This is a genomic window from Terrabacter sp. 2YAF2 (genome assembly GCF_052114705.1).
Taxonomy (GTDB): Bacteria; Actinomycetota; Actinomycetes; order Actinomycetales; family Dermatophilaceae; genus Terrabacter.
The window spans coordinates 189538-207556 of record NZ_JBFRFG010000001.1 but is presented as its reverse complement, the minus strand read 5'-3'; the positions used below and the strand labels follow the sequence as shown (position 1 = coordinate 207556).

The following is an 18019-nucleotide window of genomic DNA, read 5'->3' as shown; positions in this document are numbered from 1 at the left end:
CTTCTAGGGCTGGTACTCGTAGGCGCCGCGGTCGTCATAGGTTCGCCCGCCCACGCCGGTGTCGACGGTTGCCGGGTCGTCGACCCGGGCCTGTCCGGCGGCGTCCAGGCCCGGCTGGCCGGGGGCTCCGGAGTCGGCGGAGTCGATGGCGGGGGAGCCGGCCCGGAGGGTGAAGTCGCCCTGCGACGGGCTGGTCCATCGGGGGTCGACCTGCAGTGCGTGCGACTCCTGCCCGCTCGCCGCCTGGAACGCGGCCAACGAGGTGTAGGACGTCGAACCCCAGACCATCATCGTGCCGCCGCTCACGCTGAGGTTGACGAGGTCGTAGTCAAGCGTCGTGCCGAGCTGCGAGGTGGCGTCGACGCGGATGTTCCCGCGGGTCCGGGGGCACTTGACGGTGCCGCCGACGCCGTCGGGACACGACGCGGCGTTGTCGACCGAGACGTTGTTCGCGAACGTGAAGCCGCTCGAGGTACCGGCAGGCACGCCCTCGAGGTTGATGCCGGCCGCGACGTTGTCGTAGACGGTGTTGCCGACGATGGAGCTGCCGGTCACGGCGTAGTCGTCGATGCCGTGGTCGCCGGTGATGCAGCCGGCCGTGTTGCCAGTCGGTGGTGGGCTGCAGTTCGTCAGGGCCGCGGTCGTGAACCCCTTGTTGTGGTAGCTGATGTTGTCGGCGATCGTGTTGCGGTCACCGCCCGGGTAGGACTGGATGCCGGAGTCCTCGTTGTCGTGCACCCGGTTGCCGCTCACGACGTTGCCCGGTGCACGCAGGTCGATGCCCACCGCGTTGCGGACGTAGCCGTACGCGTTCAGCGAGCTCTCGTTGCCGGTGACCTGGTTGCCGGTGGAGCCGTTCGTCAGGTAGATGCCGGACGCCGAGTTGTCCGTCACGAGGTTGCCGGTGACGACGGAGTTCGTCATCGAGTTGAGGTACATCCCGTATGCCGTGGTGCCGTCGACACGGTGTCCGGAGGTCCGCACCGTGTTGCCCGACAGCCGGACGCCGGTGGCGTTGTAGACATAGATCCCGTTGCTCGTGCTGTTCTGGACCGTGAAGCCCGACACCGTGATCCAGCTCTGGTTCGAGATCGTGAAGCCGTGCTTGGCGCCGGAGATCGTCACGGTGGCCCCGGCGGCCGGCTGGAAGGTGATGGGGGAGCCGGACGTCCCGGAGTGCCAGGGGAACACCTCGTCGACGTAGGTCCCCGACGACACGAGGACCGTCTGTCCGGCGACCGCCACCTTGGCGGCTTTGGCGATCGTGCAGAAGGGGACCGTCGCGGTGCCTGTGCCGGTGTCCGAGCAGCCGCCTCCTCCCACGTATAGGTAGGTGGCAGCGCCCGAGGCGGCACCGACGGGGATCGCTGCCAGGGCCAGGGCCGCGGCGAGTGTGCCGGTGACGATCGCCGCGCTGCGTCTCGGAGTGTGTGGGAGGACCATGTCCTTTGTCCCTTCTCGCGTGCCGCCGTCCTGACCTTCCAGGGTGGCGATGGGTTGGGCGTCCGCCGAGGGACGTCTGGGGTCTACGGTTCAGAGCCCGCAGTAGTGGCGCAGTGCGGTCAGGTCGCTGCGGAGGGCAGCGCCGATGTCCGTGTGCCGTTGGGCCGAGGTCTCCGACGGGGTGGTGAGGGTGGTGCGGTAGGCGGTGAGGTCGTCGGCGAGGTTCTGGGCGAGCTCGCGGGCGTCGTCGGATGCCGTGGCCCTCGCCGAGGAGGCGGCTCGGCTGAGCGCCGAGGTGACCACGTTCGGCGGGGCGCCGGGCGCGGTCGCGGTGACGGCGGCGGCGACGAGCAGGCCGATGGCCGGGCAGTCGCTGGGAGGGCCCGGCACTCTGGTCGCGGCTCGCGGGGTCGCGGTCACGGCCTGGGACGCGCCGCTCGCGAGGAACGCCGCGCCGAGGGCGAGCACCGCCGTGAGCGCGACGCCGAGCAGGATCTGCCAGCGGTGGGGGGTCATCGTGGTCGAGTGGCTCATGGTGTCGTCCGCTTCTAGGGCTGGTACTCGTAGGCGCCGCGGTCGTCGTACTTGCGGGTGCCCGCGCCGGTGTTGGGCGTCGCCGGGTCGTCGACCCGGGCTAGTCCGGCGGCGTCCTTGGCGGGCTCGCCCGGTGCGCCGGAGTTGGCAGAGTCGATCGCGGGCGAGCCGGCCTTCAGCGTGAAGACGCCCTGCGACGGGCTGGTCCACCGGGGGTCGACCTGCAGTGCGTGCGACTCCTGCCGGCTCGCCGTCTGGAACGCGGCCAACGAGGTGTAGGACGTCGATCCCCAGACCATCATCGTGCCGCCGCTCACGCTGAGGTAGACGAGGTCGTAGTCGAGGCTCGTGCCGAGCTGCGAGGTGGCGTCGACGCGGATGTTCCCGCGTGTCCGGGGGCACTTGACGGTGCCGCCGGCGCCGTTCGGGCACGACGCGGCGTTGTCGACGGCGACGTTGTTCGCGAAGGTGAAGCCGCTCGACGTGCCGGACGGCACGCCCTCGAGGTTGATGCCGGCCGCGACGTTGTCGTAGACGGTGTTGCCGACGATGGTGCTGCCGGTGACGGCGTAGTCGTCGATGCCGTGGTCGCCGGTGATGCAGCCGGCCGTGTTGCCGGTGCTCGGGGCGTTGCAGTTCGACAGCTTGACGGTCGTGAACCCCTTGTTGTGGTAGCTGACGTTGTCGGCGATCGTGTTGCGGTCACCGCCGGGATACGACTGGATGCCGGAGTCCTCGTTGTCGTGCACCCGGTTGCCGCTGACGAGATTGCCCGGTGCACGCAGGTCGATCCCGACGGCGTTGCGGACGTAGCCGTACGCGTTCAGCGAGCTCTCGTTGCCGGTGATCTCGTTGCCGGTGGAGCCGTTCGTCAGGTAGATGCCCGATGCGGAGTTGTCCGTCACGAGGTTGCCGGTGACGACGGAGTTCGTCATCGAGTTGAGGTACATCCCGTATGCCGTCGCGCCGGAAACCCGCTGTCCTGACGCCCGGGCCGTGTTGCCCGACAGACGAATTCCGGTGGCGTTGTAGACGTAGAAGGCGTTGCTCGTGCTGTTCCTGACCGTGAAGCCCGAGACGGTGATCCAGCTCTGGTTCGAGATCGTGAAGCCGTGCCTGGCGCCGGAGATCGTCACCGTCGCTCCCGCGGCCGGCTGGAAGGTGATGGGGGAGCCGGACGTCCCGGAGTGCCAGGGGAACACCTCGTCGGTGTACGTGCCGGACGACACGAGCACGGTCTGGCCCGCGACCGCGACCTTGGCCGCCTTGGCGATCGTGCAGAAGGGGACCGACGCGGTGCCGGCGCCGGTGTCCGAGCAGCCGCCGCCTCCCACGTAGAGGTAGGCGGCGGCGCCCGAGGCCGCGCCCATGGAGCTGACGGCGAGGCCCAGACCCGCGACAACCGAGCTGACGGCGAGGGCGGCTCGTCGAGCGGGGGGGTGCAGGGGAGCCATGACTCGTCCTTCCAGCCTGCCGGGGCCTGATCAATCAGTCTGCCGACAGAGGGGCTCCCTGCCACCCTCCGATCGACGGAGCACGGCATACGCTCCTTGGGGGAGGGCGCCCTACGATGGAGCCTCGTGACCATCACTGACACCGCCGCCGCCCGTTCCCGTCTGCTCGAGATCATCAAGGAGAAGGCGATCGTGCACGGTCGCGTGACCCTCAGCTCCGGCAAGGAGGCCGACTACTACGTCGACCTGCGCCGCATCTCCCTCGACGGTGAGGCCGCGCCTCTCGTCGGCATCGTCATGCGCGAGCTGACCAAGGACCTCACGTATGCCGCGGTCGGTGGCCTCACGCTCGGTGCCGACCCCGTCGCGACGTCGATGCTGCACGCCGCCGCCGCTGCCGGTGAGCGCCTCGACGCCTTCGTCGTGCGCAAGGCCGGCAAGGCGCACGGGCTCCAGCAGCGCATCGAGGGGCCGTCGATCAAGGGCCGTCAGGTGCTCGTCGTCGAGGACACCACCACGACCGGTGCGTCCCCGCTCGCAGCCGTCGAGGCGGCTCGCGAGGACGGTGCCGAGGTCGTCGCCGTCGCGACGATCGCCGACCGGGCGACGGGCGCCGGCGAGAAGATCACCGCGGAGGCCGGTGTGGAGTACCGCTACGCGTTCTCCCTCGAGGAGCTCGGGCTCGCCTGAGTGCCGTCCGGGCGGGGCCCGACGTGCACGGGGTAGCCGGCACGCAGGGCCTCGACCGACGACGGTGGCGTGATCACCGCGGCCCGCCCGGCGCGGGGCCGCTCGACCGGCCACACGGCATACGTGTTGTCGGCCTGCCAACGCAGCAGCCCCTCGCCGGCCACGACGGCAGGACCGGACCCGAGCAGCACGAACGCGCCGTCGGGAACCTCGTCCCAGGCGTAGGCGTGCAGCCGCCGGGTGCGTCGACGGGGGTCCCACCGCTCGTCGTGGAGCAGCCGGTCGAGCTCGGCGGCGGCCAGTGGGCTCGTGCCGTGCGCGGCCGACACGAGGTCGCGGAAGCGGACGAAGTCCGTGCGGCGGCACTCGGCGCACGGACGATGGCCTGCCGACAGGGCGAGCGCCTCGTCGAGGAAGAAGAGGGGCGTGTAGTGCTGCGGGTCCCACTGCCGGACGCGTCGCTCCTTGAACTCGAGCGCGCACGTGATCCAGGCGCGACCGACGTGATGACGTCGGACGTCCCGGGTGCCGGCGCCGTCGTGCAGGCGGCCCCGGTTGCCCGTCCAGGTCCCTCGGCCCGGGGCGGCGACGACGTCGCCGAAGGGGTCGACCCGGTTGCGCGCCGGCACGGGCGGGGCGCTCACGGCACGACCCGGGCAGGCTCGTCGCACTCGTCCGTGCTGGTGGTCATGGCGCCACGCTACGTCGGGCGGGTGACAGTCGAGGGCCGCCCGGAACCGTGGGGCGGGGGCTGCCGTCGCACCAGCGGCCCGGTCCGCGCCCGCGTGCGCAGCACTAGGATCGGCACACTGACCGCCCCTGATCCCCGGGAGAAGCCATGATCATCGTCTGGATCCTGCTCGGCCTCGTCGTGCTCCTCGCCGTCGTGGGCGTCGTCATGTACAACGGCCTGATCGGCCTGCGCAACAAGGTCGAGGAGGGCTGGCGCCAGATCGACGTCGAGCTGAAGCGCCGCCACGACCTCATCCCCAACCTCGTCGAGACGGTCAAGGGTTACGCCTCCCATGAGCGCGGCACCCTCGAGGACGTCATGGCCGCCCGGTCCGCGGCCATGTCCGGCGCCCCGACCCCCGCCGCCGCGGCCCAGGCCGAGGGCCAGCTGAGCCAGGCGCTCGGTCGCCTCATGGCCGTCGCCGAGGCCTACCCCGACCTCAAGGCCAACCAGAACTTCCTCGCCCTCCAGCAGGAGCTGACGAGCACCGAGGACCGCATCGCGAGCTCGCGCCGCTACTACAACGCCCTGGTCCGCGACCTCAACACCAAGGTCGAGTCGGTGCCCTCCAACGTCGTGGCCAACATGGCCGGCGTGAAGCGGGCCGAGTACTTCGAGGCCCCGGCCACCGAGGCCGTCGTCCCCAACGTCTCCTTCGGTGCCGGCACTGGTGGCGACGTGGCGGGTGGCCCAGCAACGCCGGCCGTCGCCCCCTCGACCCAGCCCGGCGCCGTCGGCGGCCCCTCGACCCAGCCCGGGGGTGCCCCGGGTGCCCTGCCGCAGGCGCAGGCGCCCGGAGCGGCCCAGCCCGACCCGACGACGGACTCGGTGCCCCGGCCGGACGGGTCCAACCCCTGACCGGTCCCGCACACCACACCGCACGCCCCGAGCCGAACGGCTCGGGGCGTGCGGCGTTCGTCTCCGTGGGACGCGTGGTGTCAGCCCTTGACGTAGGAGAGCTTCTCGCAGACCTTGCCGTCGCGCAGGCGCACGACGTCGACGCCGCGCACGTGGCCGGGCGAGCCGTCGGGGGCCACCCAGTCGAACCGCCAGCGCAGCACCCCACGGTCGCCCGCCACGAACGACTCCTCGGCCCTGAAGGCCGGGCTGCCCGTCTCGGTGAAGAGCGACTCCCACACCGAACGGACGTCCGCCGCGCCCTCGTGCCGGATGCCGTCCGGCGCGGGTCCTGTGGCCTCGAACACGCAGTCGTCGGTCATCAGCGCCATGATCGCGTCGACGTCCCCGCGCCCGAACGCCGCGGTGAAGGCCGCGAACCCCGCGTGCGCCGGGCCCCAGGCGGCATCACGTCCGAAACGCGCGAGGAGGTCGGCCTGCGGGTTGCCGCCGGACGGCATACGCGGTCCGACGGCGCCGCCGGAGCGGTAGGCGTCCTCCGTACCGTCGAACCACGCCGCCACGTCGGCGACGAGCTCGGGGTCGAGCGTGCGGTCACGCCCGGTCGCGGCGGCGAGGTCCCAGCCGTGGATGAGGTGGTCGGCGACGAGCTGGCGGACGTACTCGTCGATCGACTCCTCGCCGTAGGACAGGTGCACGGTGCCGTGAGCGGGAAGGGTCTCCTCGACGACACCGATCGCCTCGATGGCCGCCGACGCCGCGGCGCTGCGTGGGTCCTCGCCGAGGAGGTCGCCGTCGAGGCGGGAGCCGACGTCGGCGATGGTGTGGCCACGCATCAGGGGAGCGGTCCAGAGGTCCTCGCCGACGACGTGGTTGACGAGGTCACGCACCGTCCAGTCGCTGCACGGGGTCGGTAGGTCCCACTGGTCGTCCGCGACCCCGGCCGACTGCTGCGCCCACCACCGCACGCTGCGCCGATAGGTGTGACCGAGGTCGGGACCGGTGTGCTGGGTCTCGGTGGCTGTCTCCACGACGTTCTCCCATCACCCCTGCACCCCCAGTGTGCGCCCGCGACAGGCGTACGTCACGGCTTCCCCGAGGACCTCAGGAGGTGCGGTCGGGCCTGCTGAGGGGGTCGGCGACGTCGTCCGAGGTGTCGGCCGAGGTGTCGGCCGAGGCGTCGGCCGTCTCGGCCGCGACCGCCCTGGCCTCGCGGCGGTGCTTGACGAACTCGTAGACCATCGGCAGCAGGGAGACGAGCACGACGAGGAGGATGGCGTACTCGATGTTCTTCGTCAGCCCCGGGAACACCTGGCCGAGGAAGTAGCCGAGGAGGGTCACGCTGGTGACCCAGGCCACGGCACCGACGGCGCTCCAGCCGAAGAAGCGCTGGCGGTGCATCCGGCCGATGCCGGCGACGACGGTGATGAACGTGCGCACGATGGGCACGAAGCGTCCGAGCACGAGGGCGCGGTTGCCGTACGTGTCGAAGAACGCGTTCGTCTTGTCGAAGTTGGCGGTGTTGATGAACCGCCCCTGCCGTTTGTAGAGCGGCCGTCCGACGCCCCGGCCGATCTCGTAGCCGACGACGTTCCCGAGGAACGCCGCGACGCAGAGCGCGACGATCGCGACGCCGAGGTTGAGGTGGACCTTGCCGGTCGCGATGAACAGGCCCACCGCGAAGAGCAGCGAGTCGCCGGGGAGGATCGGGAAGAGCAACCCGCACTCGACGAAGATGATGACCAGGGCGATGACGAAGAAGGCGCTGCCGTACTGGTCGAGCAGGTAGGTCGGGTCCATCCACTTGGGGCCGAGGGCCGGGACGACGGCCGGCAGGGCGGCAGCGAGTGCGTGCATGGGTGACAGGGTATGCCGTGAGCCCGGGACCGCCTGAATCGTGGCTGTCAGGAAGCTGTGCCGTCCTCCTTCCGTGGACCCCTCCGTAGACCCCTCCGTGGACCCCTCTTGGACCCTTCGCAGCCCCTCGTAGACTCGGCGCGTGGAACCAGAGGTGGGCGTGGGCCCGTGGGAGGGCCCGTGGCCCGTCGGGGACCACTGGGACCCCGAGCTGCTCGAGCACGGGGACCGGCGCAACGTCGTCGACGGCTACCGCTACTGGCGGCACGACGCGATCGTCGCCGACCTCGACACCAGGCGTCACGACTTCCACGTCGCCGTGGAGAACTGGGGCCACGACTTCAACATCGGCTCGGTCATCCGAACGGCGAACGCCATGGGCGCCGAGGCCTTTCACATCGTCGGCAAGCGCCGGTGGAACCGCCGTGGAGCCATGGTCACCGACCGATACCAGCACGAGCACCACCACGCGGACGCTGCATCGCTGGCGGAGTGGGCGCGGGCCGAGGGCCTCGTCGTCCTCGGCGTCGACAACCTGCCCGGGTCGGTCCCACTCGAGACGTTCGACCTGCCGCGACGGTGCGTCCTCGTCTTCGGTCAGGAGGGTCCCGGCCTGTCGGAGCCGATGCGGGCCGAGTGTGCGGCCGTGCTGCACATCGAGCAGTTCGGGTCCACCCGCTCGATCAACGCCGGCGCGGCCGCTGCGGTCGCCATGCACGCGTGGGTGCGCCGGCACGTCTTCGACCAGCGCGTCTAGCTCAGCCCTGCGGGTCCCGGCCTCGCCAGCGCAACGGCTCCTCGGCGTACTCCTCGACGACGTGCGCGGCGACGCCCACCGAGCGGGCGACCTGGAAGACGACCTCGCCGGACTCGGCGGGCAGGCCCAGCGCGTGCAGCACCGCGGCGCTGGCGAGGTCGATGTTGGGCAGCGCGCCCGTGCGTTCGGCGACGAGGGCGGTGAGGGCCCCGACCCGCCGCCGCAACGGTTCCGTGCCCCGTCGCCGCCACAGGGCCTCGAGGACGACGTCGGCCCGCGGGTCGCCGTCGGGGTAGAGGAAGTGGCCGAAACCAGCGATCCCACCGCGTTCCCCGCGCTCCCGGAGCGACCGGCCCACGAGGACGGTCGGGTCGACGCCGTCGACGAGCAGGGCGTGGGCGGCCACGGGAGCCGCGCCGTGGAGCGGCCCGGCCATCGCGGCATACGCGGCCGAGAGGCAGTCATGCAGGCCCGCCCGTGTCGAGGCCGCGACCCGGGCCGCGACCGTCGAGGCCGTGAGGCCGTGGTCGAGCAGGGCGACGAGCAGGACCCGCAGCAGCTCGACGTCGGCCCGGGCGTCTGGTGACCCGCCCAGGGCCGCCAGCGTGAGCGCCGTGAGGTCGGTCGTCACGGGGTCTGGCACGGCCGCCGCGCCGGACACGAGCCTCAGGGCACTCCCCAGCGTCGGCATCGCCCCGGTCCTGACCTGCTCGGGGTCAGTGTCGGAGGCGAAGGGGTCGGCGGCAGCGACCAGCTGGATCGCCACCGGCATCCGGCGTTCGAGCGGGAGAGCGGAGAGGTCGACGCCGGCGACCTGCGACGGCCTCGAGATCTGCTGGGGCACAGACGTTCCCAGCACCACGGCGGCAGCGTCATCGAGGGAGCCGAGTGCCACGACGTCCTGCAGGGGTCGGCCGCGGTAGAGCAGGTCGCCGTCGACCTGGCTGCTCACGGAGGTCGCGATGCTCCGGAACCGGAGGACCGGCTGAGGGCTGCCCGGAGGGCGGGTCGCCGAGGCCATGGCGTCTATCTGCGTCCGGTCGAACAGGCTCTCCTGCTGGCCGGGACGGCGCTCGCTTCGGAGCAGGCCCCGGCTGACGTAGGCGTAGAGGGTCGCGCGCTTGACGCCGAGTCGCTGGGCGGCCTCGGTCGTCGTGATCCACGTGCCTGACGGGCTCGCCATGATGCCTCCGGGTTGATCGGGTCAACAGTGGATGCGATCAACATTGACGGTGTTGATCAACATCGCTGAGAGTGACGAGTGAACCCGAGAGGAGCACCACATGTCCACCAACCCCAGCGGTTTCATCACGGTCCCCAAGGGCCTGGCCAAGGTCGTCGTCACCGACACCGAGCTCGGCGACGTCCGCGGCGACGAGGGCTTCTTCCACTACCGCCAGTACTCCGCCGTCGAGCTGGCCGAGCAGGTCGGCTTCGAGGAGGCGTGGCACCTGCTCTTCCACGGCCACCTCCCCGACGCCGGCGAGCTCGCGGCGTTCACCACGGCGGTCGGGCGCCTCCGCGTCATGCCGGCCGGCCTGGCGGACCTGCTCCCCGCCATCTGCGCGACGACGACCGACTCGCTCCAGGTGGTGCGCACCGCCCTGTCCGCCTGGGGTGGCATCGCCGGCCTGCGGCCCCTCTACGACTGCGACGAGGACGAGAAGCTCGCCGCCGCGATGGCCTCGGTCGCGGTCACGCCGACGATCCTGGCCGCAGCCCACCGGCTGCACCAGGGCCTCGAGCCCATCCCGGCGGACCCGAGCCTCGGTCACGCGGAGGACTACCTGCGCATGGTGACGGGGCAGCTACCCGCCGCGCGAGACGCCCGGGCCGTCGAGGAGTACCTCGTGGCGACGATGGACCACGGCTTCAACGCCTCGACCTTCACCGCTCGGGTCATCGCGAGCACCGGTGCCGACCTCGCGGCCTGCCTCGTCGGGGCCATCGGCTCGTTCTCCGGGCCGCTGCACGGCGGCGCCCCGAGCCGGGCGCTCGAGGCGCTCGACGAGATCGGCACGCTGGACCGGGCCGACGGCTGGGTGCGCGAGCGCATCTCCTCGGGCGCTCGGATCATGGGGTTCGGTCACGCCGTCTACCGCACCCGCGACCCACGCTCGGAGATGCTCAAGGCGATCGCGCGCGGCTGGGACGACCCGCTCGTCGACCTCGCGGTGGGGGTCGAGGACGCCATCGAGACGGTCCTCGCCGAGCTCAAGCCGGGCCGCGAGCTGCATGCGAACGTCGAGTTCTACGCGGGCGTCGTCATGAAGCTCGCGGGCCTCGACCCGTCGATGTTCACGCCGACCTTCTGCGTCGCCCGGGTGGTCGGCTGGACCGCGAACATCCTCGAGCAGAGCCGCGATCCCAAGATCATCCGACCCGCCGCGCGCTACGTCGGTCCGCCGCCACCCCAGCGCGTGCCGACGGGTTCGCGCGCCCCCCTTCCGGCCTGAGCGGCCGTGCCGCGGGCGCCGCACCTGCGGGAGCACCGAGCAGGCCCCGACGCATCCGTTCGTCGGGGCCTGCTCGGCGCGACCGGGGGAGCATCCGGTCGCTCGTCGTCGCCCGGAGCCCTCCGGAACGCCACGTTCACCGTAGGCCAGAACGGCGTGGTCGGCTCGACGAACAGGTCAGAACTGGACAAGGTGGTGTCAAGGAATCGTCGGCTTCACGTCAGGAGGGGGTGGCGCGTGGCAGGGGTGACGGTCGAAAGGTCCCGTTCGGGGGCTTTCGTCCGTTTCTGGATCGCCGACGCCGTCTCGAACCTCGGGACCTTCGTCTCGACCCTGGCGCTGCAGCTGCTCCTCATCGAGACGCTGCACGCCGACCAGACGGCGCTCGGGGCGGTGCGGGCCGCGCAGTGGCTGCCCTACCTGCTCTTCGGCATGCTCGCCGGCGTCGTCGTGGACCGGGTCCGTCGACGTCCCCTCCTCGTTGCGGCAGACGTGCTCTGTGCCGTGCTGCTGGGCGCGGTCGGCGTGCTCGCGCTCACCGGGCACCTGACGGTGCCGGTCCTGGCCGTCCTCGTCTTCTGCGCCGGCTCGGCGTCGATGTTCTTCAGTGCGGCCCACCTGTCACTCCTCCCGACGATCGTCCCGGGCCCGGGACTCGCCTCCGCGAACGCCCGCCTCTCCCAGACCTACGCGGCGACGCAGTCCCTCGGCCCGCTGGTCGGCGGCGCCCTCGTGAGGCTCCTCTCGGCGCCGGTGGCAGTCCTCGTCGACGCGATGTCGTATGCCGTGTCGGCCCTCGTGCTGACGACCGTCCGTGTCGAGGAGCGGCGTCTCGAGCCGGCCGTCGAGCGGCACCTCTGGACCGAGCTGCGGGAGGGGGCGGACTGGGTCTACCGGCATGCGACGCTCGGACCGTACGCCGTGGCCCTGCACCTGTGGTTCTTCGCCAACGCCATGGTGACGACGGTGCTCGTCTACTTCGCGACGACCGAGCTGGACCTCGACCCGATCGCGGTGGGCGTCGTCCTCGCCGCGACGGGGGTGACGGGCGTCCTCGGCGCCGGTCTGTCCCCGCGCCTCGGGGTGCGCTTCGGCACCGGACGGGTGATCACGACGACCGAGTGGCTGAGCCCCGCGGCATACGCCCTCCTCCTGCTCGCCCGGCCGGGGCCGTATGCCGTCGTGTGGCCGCTGGTGGCCAACGCGCTCTTCGGGTTGGCGATGGGGCTCAGGGGCCCGCTCGACACGAGCTATCGCAACCTCGTGACGCCCGACCGGCTGCGGGGGCGGATGAACGCGACGATCCGCTCGTTCAACTGGGGCTCGATCGCGGTGGCGGCGCCGCTCGGTGGCTGGCTGGCGGCGACGTGGGGCAACCGGGTGGCCATTGCGGCGGGAGTCGTCGGACTGGCAGCGTCCGCCCTGGTCCTGTGGTGCTCGCCCTACCGCCACGTCACGGCCCCGGGCGAGCACCCCGCGGTGCGCGGGTTCACTCCGGAGCGCTGAGCGCCTGCTTCCACGAGACCCGCCCTCGCGTCTGCAGGAGCGAGCGGCGGTAGATCCGCTCGCTGACGACGATGGTCCCGGCCGAGAAGGCGGCCATGACGAGGATCGCGAGCACCGGCTCCCACCACGCCGCATCGCCCGTGAGGAGGCGACCCGGCATCGACACGACCGACGCGATCGGCACGAACGAGGCCACCTCGAGCGCCTTGCCGGTCAGCCCGAAGCTCGCGACGTAGACGACCATGAGGACCATCGTCATCGGCGCCGTCGTCGACTGGAGGTCCTCGGTGCGTGAGGCCAGCGCGCCGGCGACGGCGTAGAGGCACGCGAGGGCGAAGAAGCCGACGGCGAAGAAGAGCACGAACCACACGACCGCCGTCGACAGGGTCGGGAGCAGCGTCGACGCGTCGGTGAACGACACGGCGACGAGGCCCACGGCTGCGAAGAGCACCACCTGTCCCAGGGCGATGACCGAGTTGCCGAGGATCTTGCCGGCGAGCAGCTGCCGCAACGGGATTGCCGAGGCGAGGATCTCGACGAGGCGCGACTGCTTCTCCTCGACGACGCTGGCCGCGATCTGCTGTCCGAACATCATCGCGGCCATGAAGAAGAGCAGGGCGAAGGCGAAGGTGGCGCCCTTGACGAAGCCGCTGCTGCCGGCCCGGCCGTCGAAGCGGGCCGTCGTCAGCGTGGTCCCCTGTTCGAGGGCCTGCACCGTGGTGCCGGCCGCCGCGGCGTTGCGCTCGAGGACGGTGTCCCTCAGTGCGGCCTCGACGGCGGTGCGCAGGGCGAGGTCGGCGTCGTCGGCCGACGTGAGCGTCCAGCCCGGCCCGGTCTGGTGCAGCCAGGAGTCGGCCGTCCCGTCGTCGACGAGCGCCCGGGCCGCGGGCTCGTCCGACACGGGCGTCGACTCGATGGAGACCTTGTCGTCGGCCTGTCGTGCCGAGGCCGCGGCACGTTCGACGAGCTGCCGCCCGTCGGCTCCGGTCACGGCCACGGTGTAGGTCGTCGTCCGGTTGCTGTCCCACACGGAGAAGGCACCGAAGCCGGCGATGAAGAGCAGCGTGATGAGGGTCGAGACGAGGAAGGCCCGGTTCGTCAGGCGGACGACGATCTCTCGCTGGGCGACGATCGCCCAGGGGTGGCCGCCAGCCTCGTCGACGGCGGGCGGGCCGGGGACGGTCTCGCTGGCGGGACGCCGGGACACGGTGGTCATGCGGTCACCTCACGGTAGATCTGGGCCAGGGTCGGCCGCTGCGGGGAGAACTCGTGCACCTCGCCGCGCCGGAGCGCCTCCTCCAACAGACGTCGCTCGGCGCCGTGCTCGACGACCTCGAGCAGGGCGGTCCGTCCCTCGACGTCGACGGCGTGGATGCCGGCAACACCGCGCACCCAGCCGGCGTCGCCGGACAGGACGAGCCGGTGTCGCGCGACCGAGAGGGCGCGCAGGTCGTCCGGGGTGCCGGACGCGACGACACGTCCGCGGGCCAGCACGACGAGGCGCTCGCAGAGGCGTTCGACGAGGTCGAGCTGGTGGGAGGAGAAGAGGACCGGGACGCCGCGCGCGGTGTGCTCGCGCAGCAGGTCGGCCATGTTGTCGACGGCTGCCGGGTCGAGGCCGCTGAACGGCTCGTCGAGCACGAGGGCGCGCGGCTGGCCCATGAGGGCGGCGACGATCTGCACCCGTTGCTGGTTGCCGAGCGAGAGCTTCTCGACGTGGTCCTTGGCCCGGTCGGCGAGGCCGAGCCTCTCGAGATGGTTGGTCACCTCGGCTCTCGCCGCGGCGGCACCGAGTCCGCGGAGGCGGCCGAGGTAGACGAGCTGGTCCAGCACCGGCTGCTTGGGGTAGAGGCCGCGCTCCTCGGGCATGTAGCCGAAGTGCCGCCGGTCGAGCTGGGTGATCGGTCGGTCGTCCCAGAGCACCTCGCCGCCCGTGGGGGACAGGACCCCCATGAGCATGCGCATCGTCGTCGTCTTGCCCGCACCGTTCCCGCCGACGAAACCGGTGAGCCTCCCGGCCGGCACGGTGAAGCTGACGTCGTCGACGGCCCGGATCTCGCCGAAGGTGCGAGACAGCCGTCGCACCTCGATGTCGGCCGTCGCCCGTGGTCTGGTGAGTCGGTCCCCGTTGTCGCTCATGCCGCCACCGTAAGGGCGCACTCGTGGCCGCAGGATCAGTCCCGGGAGGGATCCTCGGCATCCCCCGGCAGGATGAGCCCCGCCTCGTAGGCGAGGACGACGGCCTGGACCCGGTCGCGCAGGTGGAGCTTGGCGAAGACGTTGGACAGGTGGGTCTTGACGGTGGCCTCCCCGACGAAGAGGCGTGCGGCGACCTCGGCGTTCGACAGGCCTCGTCCGACGAGCCCGAGCACTTCGAGCTCGCGCGGGGTCAGCTCGTCGAGGCGCGGGTCCTGCACGCCGGACGCCGCTGCTGCCGCTCCGTTCGTCCCAGGCGGCCCGGTCATCTGCGCGATGACCCGGCGGGTGACCTCGGGCGCCAGGAGGGCGTGGCCGCCGGCGACGGCGCGCACCGCCTCGACGAGGTGCTCGGCGTCGGCATTCTTGAGCAGGAAGCCGCTGGCACCGGCGCCGAGACCTGCGAAGACGTAGTCGTCCTGGTCGAAGGTGGTGAGGATGACGACCCTCGCCAGGTCGTCGGCGACGATCCGGCGGGTCGCCTCGATGCCGTCCATGACCGGCATCTGCACGTCCATGAGCACGACATCGGGTCGCAGCTCGCGGGTCAGCCGGACGGCCTCGGCCCCGTCGTTCGCCTCACCGACCACCTCGAGGTCCTCCTCGACCGAGAGGATGAGCGAGAAGCCGGAGCGCACGAGCCGGTGGTCGTCGACGATGAGCACACGGGTAGGCGCGGTCACGACGCGTCCTCGGGTAGCGGCATACGGACCCGGACGCGATAACCGCCGGTCACGCGTGGGCCGATCTCGCTGACACCACCATGGGCCGCAAGGCGCTCGCGGACGCCGAGCAGGCCGAGACCGGTGCCGGACGAGCCCGAGCGGGGACGGCCGTCGTCGAGCACCTCCACCTCGGCGTAGCCGTGGGCGAAGCCGGGCTCGGGACGGCGGTCCACGCGGACGAAAACCGTTGCGGCTGATGCGGTCGAGTGCCGACGGATGTTCGACAGCGCCTCCTGCACGGTGCGGTAGAGCGAGAGACCCACCGGCCCCGGCACGGCGGCGACGGCGCCGGGGGAGTCCTCGACGACACGGCACTCCAGCTGCACGCCGGCGGTCGCGACCTCGTCGACCAGGGCGGGCACGTCGGCGAGCCTCGGCTCGGGGGACCGGGCGCCGTCGGGCTGCTCGTCCTCGCCCGAGCGCAGCGTCCCGAGGAGCTCGCGCATCTGGGTGACGGCCTCGCGCGACGACGTCTCGACCGACCTCAGCGCCGTCTCCGCGGCCTCGGCGTCGTGCCGCAGCACCCGGCGCGCCGCGGCCGCCTGGATGCCGATGACCGACACGTGGTGGGCGACGACGTCGTGCAGCTCGCGCGCGATGCGCAGCCGCTCCTCGACGACGGCCTGTCGCTGCAGGCTCGTGGCCTGCGCGTCGATGGTGTGGGCCTGCTGGGCTAGACGGTCCCGCTGCAGGGCCGCTCGCCAGGCGGCCTGCCCCCCGATGATGGCGCCGCCGAAGTAGACGACGTTGACGAGCAGCGAGTAGACGACGTACGCGGCGGGTGGGCTGAACAGGCCCTGCCGGGTGAGGCGCTGGCCGCCGTGGCTCATCGCCTCCTCGACGCCACTGCCGACCGCGAACTGCCAGGTGAGCCAGCCGAACATGAGCAGCACGACCCCGACGACGACACCGAGCATCGCCCGCCGGTCGCGCGCCCAGGCCACCCCGGTGAAGAGCGCGAAGAAGTAGACGACCTGCATGGGCATCGAGACGGCGATGGACGGCATGAGGATGCCGAAGGCGAAGAGGTGCAGCGACAGCCAGGCGGCCACGGCCAGCGGCCAGCGTCGACGCCACACCAGGGGCACGGTGCCGAGCGCGACCGCGACGTGCGGCCACAGCCACGAGCGCTCCTGCGCGCCAAGCGCATCGATGCTGCGCAGCAGCTCCACCCCCAGCGATGCGGTCACCAGGAACGCCAGCGCCACCCACGTGTCGACGCGTCTCGCGTGAGCCGCGTCGTGCGGGAACCGTTCCCAGTCGGTGTCGACGCCTGCCCACGCCGCGACACGCGCGCTCACCCTGTGCCCCCCGGTCATGGCGCCCAGCCTAGGCAGTGCGGCGGAGCCCCGACTCCCCCGGCAGGAGGAGGGATCTTCAGGAGTCGAAGCCGACCCCGACTCGGTCGAGGGCGCGCAGCCACAGGTTGCGTCGGCCGGTGCGGTCCTCGGCGGCGAGCGACGAGCGCGTGGCCCGCACAGCGGCATACCGAATCGGCTCCGGGGGGAAGGGGATCGGCTTGCGGCGCACCATGCCCAGCCGGGTCAGCTCGGTGTCCTTGCCGTCGACGAGGTCGAGCGCCACAGCCGCACCGAAGCGCGTCGAGGCGACGCCCAGACCGGTGTAGCCGACGGCATACGACATCCGTCCGCCGAGGGCGGTGCCGAAGACCGGCGTGAAGCGCGACGTCGTGTCGATGACGCCCGCCCAGCGGTGCGTGAACCGGATGCCGTCGAGCTGCGGGAACAGATCGAGGAAGTGGTCGGCGAGCAGGCCGTGCGAAGCGTCGTTCTGCTCGAGTTCCGGGTCGATGCGTCCCGGGAAGTGGTAGTTCGCGTCGTAGCCGCCGAAGAGCACCCGGTCGTCGAGCGTCCTTCGGTAGTAGTGGAACTGGTTGCCGGCATCGGTCAGTCCCTCGCGGCCTTTCCACCCGATGGCGTCGAGCTGCGCCGGCGCCAGGGGCTCGGTCATGAGGACGTGGTCGTAGACCGGGAGCACCCACGCACTGAGCCGCTTGAGCACGCCCTGCGACGCGTTCGTGCCGATCACGACGCGCCGCGCATGGACCGAGCCCGCGTCCAGCGTCACCCGGACGCCGTTGCCCTCGGTGTCGAATCCCGTGGCGCGCGTGTGCTCGTGGAGCCGGACGCCCAGCGACTCAGCGGCCCGGGCCAGCCCCCAGACGAGGCGCGCCGGGTCGACGAGGGCGACGTCGGGGTCGTACATCCCGGCGAGGTAGCGCGGGGAGTCGACGCGCGCCCGGGCCTGCTCGGCGTCGAGCATCGCGACCCGCGCACCGTGAGCCCGGTGCAGCTCGTACGACTCGCGCACGGAAGAGATCTGGTGCTCGGTCAGGGCGAACGTCAGCTCACCGGGGACGTGGAGGTCCGCGTCGATCCCGTATGCCGTGAGCGACCGCTCGATGGCCGCGAAGTTCTCGGTCGCGAGCCGGTCGAGCGTCCCCATCTCCTCGGGCCAGCACCCCACGCCCTGTGCGAGCCCGTGGGTCAGCGACGGCGCCATGAAGCCGCCGTTGCGCCCGGACGCGCCGTCGCCCAGCCGGCCGGCCTCGACGACGACGACGTCGCGGCTGGGGTCGGCCTCCTTGGCCTGGATCGCGGCCCACAGCCCGGTGAACCCACCGCCGACGACGAGCAGGTCGGCGCGCGGCGCGGCGCCCGTCAGCGGGGCCCGCGGGTCGGGGCGCTCCGGACGGTCGGTCCAGAACGGGACGGGACGGGCGTCGGCCAGGGCGGCAGCGGCTCGGCGGGAGAGCGGGGAAACAGGCATGACGAGAGGGATTCGACCAT

Annotated in this window: 17 protein-coding genes; 5 read left to right on the top strand and 12 right to left on the bottom strand. The window is 71.8% G+C overall.

From position 1 onward, the window contains the following. Positions 1-3: 3 nt before the first annotated feature. From AB4030_RS00975 to AB4030_RS00965, 3 genes are all read right to left on the bottom strand, one after another. Positions 4-1443 (bottom strand): right-handed parallel beta-helix repeat-containing protein, encoded by a 1440-nt coding sequence (locus AB4030_RS00975; protein WP_442277300.1) that lies wholly within the window; start codon positions 1441-1443, stop codon positions 4-6. Between the two features lie 90 nt (positions 1444-1533). Next, a complete protein-coding gene (locus AB4030_RS00970; protein ID WP_442277299.1) occupies positions 1534-1977 on the bottom strand; it encodes a hypothetical protein in 444 nt (147 codons plus the stop codon). A gap of 14 nt (positions 1978-1991) precedes the next feature. Next, a complete protein-coding gene (locus tag AB4030_RS00965) occupies positions 1992-3431 on the bottom strand; it encodes a right-handed parallel beta-helix repeat-containing protein (RefSeq protein ID WP_442277298.1) in 1440 nt (479 codons plus the stop codon). Positions 3432-3563: 132 nt separating this feature from the next. On the opposite strand from AB4030_RS00965, the gene pyrE reads away from it, so the two are divergent. After that, positions 3564-4121: an orotate phosphoribosyltransferase gene (gene pyrE, locus AB4030_RS00960; RefSeq protein WP_442277684.1), complete on the top strand. Its 558-nt coding sequence runs from the start codon at positions 3564-3566 to the stop codon at positions 4119-4121. On the opposite strand, the gene AB4030_RS00955 is transcribed toward pyrE, so the two are convergent. Beyond that, a complete protein-coding gene (locus tag AB4030_RS00955) occupies positions 4085-4765 on the bottom strand; it encodes a hypothetical protein (protein ID WP_442277297.1) in 681 nt (226 codons plus the stop codon). The genes pyrE and AB4030_RS00955 overlap by 37 nt on opposite strands. Before the next feature lie 194 nt (positions 4766-4959). Between AB4030_RS00955 and AB4030_RS00950 the strand changes: the two genes are divergently transcribed. Then, positions 4960-5712 (top strand): LemA family protein, encoded by a 753-nt coding sequence (locus AB4030_RS00950; RefSeq protein WP_442277296.1) that lies wholly within the window; start codon positions 4960-4962, stop codon positions 5710-5712. A gap of 80 nt (positions 5713-5792) precedes the next feature. Here the strand turns inward: AB4030_RS00950 and AB4030_RS00945 are convergent, their stop codons facing one another. Together AB4030_RS00945 and AB4030_RS00940 are read right to left on the bottom strand one after the other, a co-directional pair. Continuing rightward, entirely contained in the window at positions 5793-6743 is a 951-nt protein-coding gene (locus AB4030_RS00945; RefSeq protein WP_442277295.1) for a TIGR03086 family metal-binding protein, read from the bottom strand. A 73-nt stretch (positions 6744-6816) separates the two neighbouring features. Further along, positions 6817-7569 carry a DedA family protein gene (locus AB4030_RS00940; protein WP_442277294.1) on the bottom strand — a complete coding sequence of 251 codons (753 nt, stop codon included), beginning with the start codon at positions 7567-7569 and terminating at the stop codon, positions 6817-6819. A gap of 142 nt (positions 7570-7711) precedes the next feature. Between AB4030_RS00940 and AB4030_RS00935 the strand changes: the two genes are divergently transcribed. Then, entirely contained in the window at positions 7712-8326 is a 615-nt protein-coding gene (locus tag AB4030_RS00935; protein WP_442277293.1) for a TrmH family RNA methyltransferase, read from the top strand. 1 nt (position 8327) lies between these two features. On the opposite strand, the gene AB4030_RS00930 is transcribed toward AB4030_RS00935, so the two are convergent. Continuing rightward, positions 8328-9509, bottom strand: coding sequence for a citrate/2-methylcitrate synthase (locus tag AB4030_RS00930; RefSeq protein ID WP_442277292.1), 1182 nt, complete (start codon positions 9507-9509; stop codon positions 8328-8330). A gap of 100 nt (positions 9510-9609) precedes the next feature. Between AB4030_RS00930 and AB4030_RS00925 the strand changes: the two genes are divergently transcribed. Further along, positions 9610-10782, top strand: a complete 1173-nt coding sequence (locus AB4030_RS00925; RefSeq protein ID WP_442277291.1) for a citrate/2-methylcitrate synthase — start codon at positions 9610-9612, stop codon at positions 10780-10782. A 237-nt stretch (positions 10783-11019) separates the two neighbouring features. After that, a complete protein-coding gene (locus AB4030_RS00920) occupies positions 11020-12288 on the top strand; it encodes an MFS transporter (RefSeq protein ID WP_442277290.1) in 1269 nt (422 codons plus the stop codon). Here the strand turns inward: AB4030_RS00920 and AB4030_RS00915 are convergent. The 5 genes from AB4030_RS00915 to AB4030_RS00895 are packed head-to-tail and all read right to left on the bottom strand — an operon-like array spanning position 12272 to position 17999. Next, complete coding sequence (locus tag AB4030_RS00915) at positions 12272-13504, bottom strand: ABC transporter permease (RefSeq protein WP_442277289.1); 1233 nt, start codon at positions 13502-13504, stop codon at positions 12272-12274. The two genes, AB4030_RS00920 and AB4030_RS00915, sit on opposite strands and share 17 nt — an antisense overlap. Further along, entirely contained in the window at positions 13501-14427 is a 927-nt protein-coding gene (locus tag AB4030_RS00910) for an ABC transporter ATP-binding protein (protein WP_442277288.1), read from the bottom strand. The genes AB4030_RS00915 and AB4030_RS00910 overlap by 4 nt, the downstream gene beginning before the upstream one ends. Positions 14428-14462: 35 nt before the next feature. Next, positions 14463-15167, bottom strand: a complete 705-nt coding sequence (locus AB4030_RS00905; RefSeq protein ID WP_442277287.1) for a response regulator — start codon at positions 15165-15167, stop codon at positions 14463-14465. Continuing rightward, a complete protein-coding gene (locus AB4030_RS00900; RefSeq protein ID WP_442277286.1) occupies positions 15164-16528 on the bottom strand; it encodes a sensor histidine kinase in 1365 nt (454 codons plus the stop codon). The genes AB4030_RS00905 and AB4030_RS00900 overlap by 4 nt, the downstream gene beginning before the upstream one ends. A 58-nt stretch (positions 16529-16586) precedes the next feature. Continuing rightward, positions 16587-17999, bottom strand: a complete 1413-nt coding sequence (locus AB4030_RS00895; RefSeq protein ID WP_442277285.1) for an NAD(P)/FAD-dependent oxidoreductase — start codon at positions 17997-17999, stop codon at positions 16587-16589. Between the last annotated feature and the right edge of the window lie 20 nt (positions 18000-18019).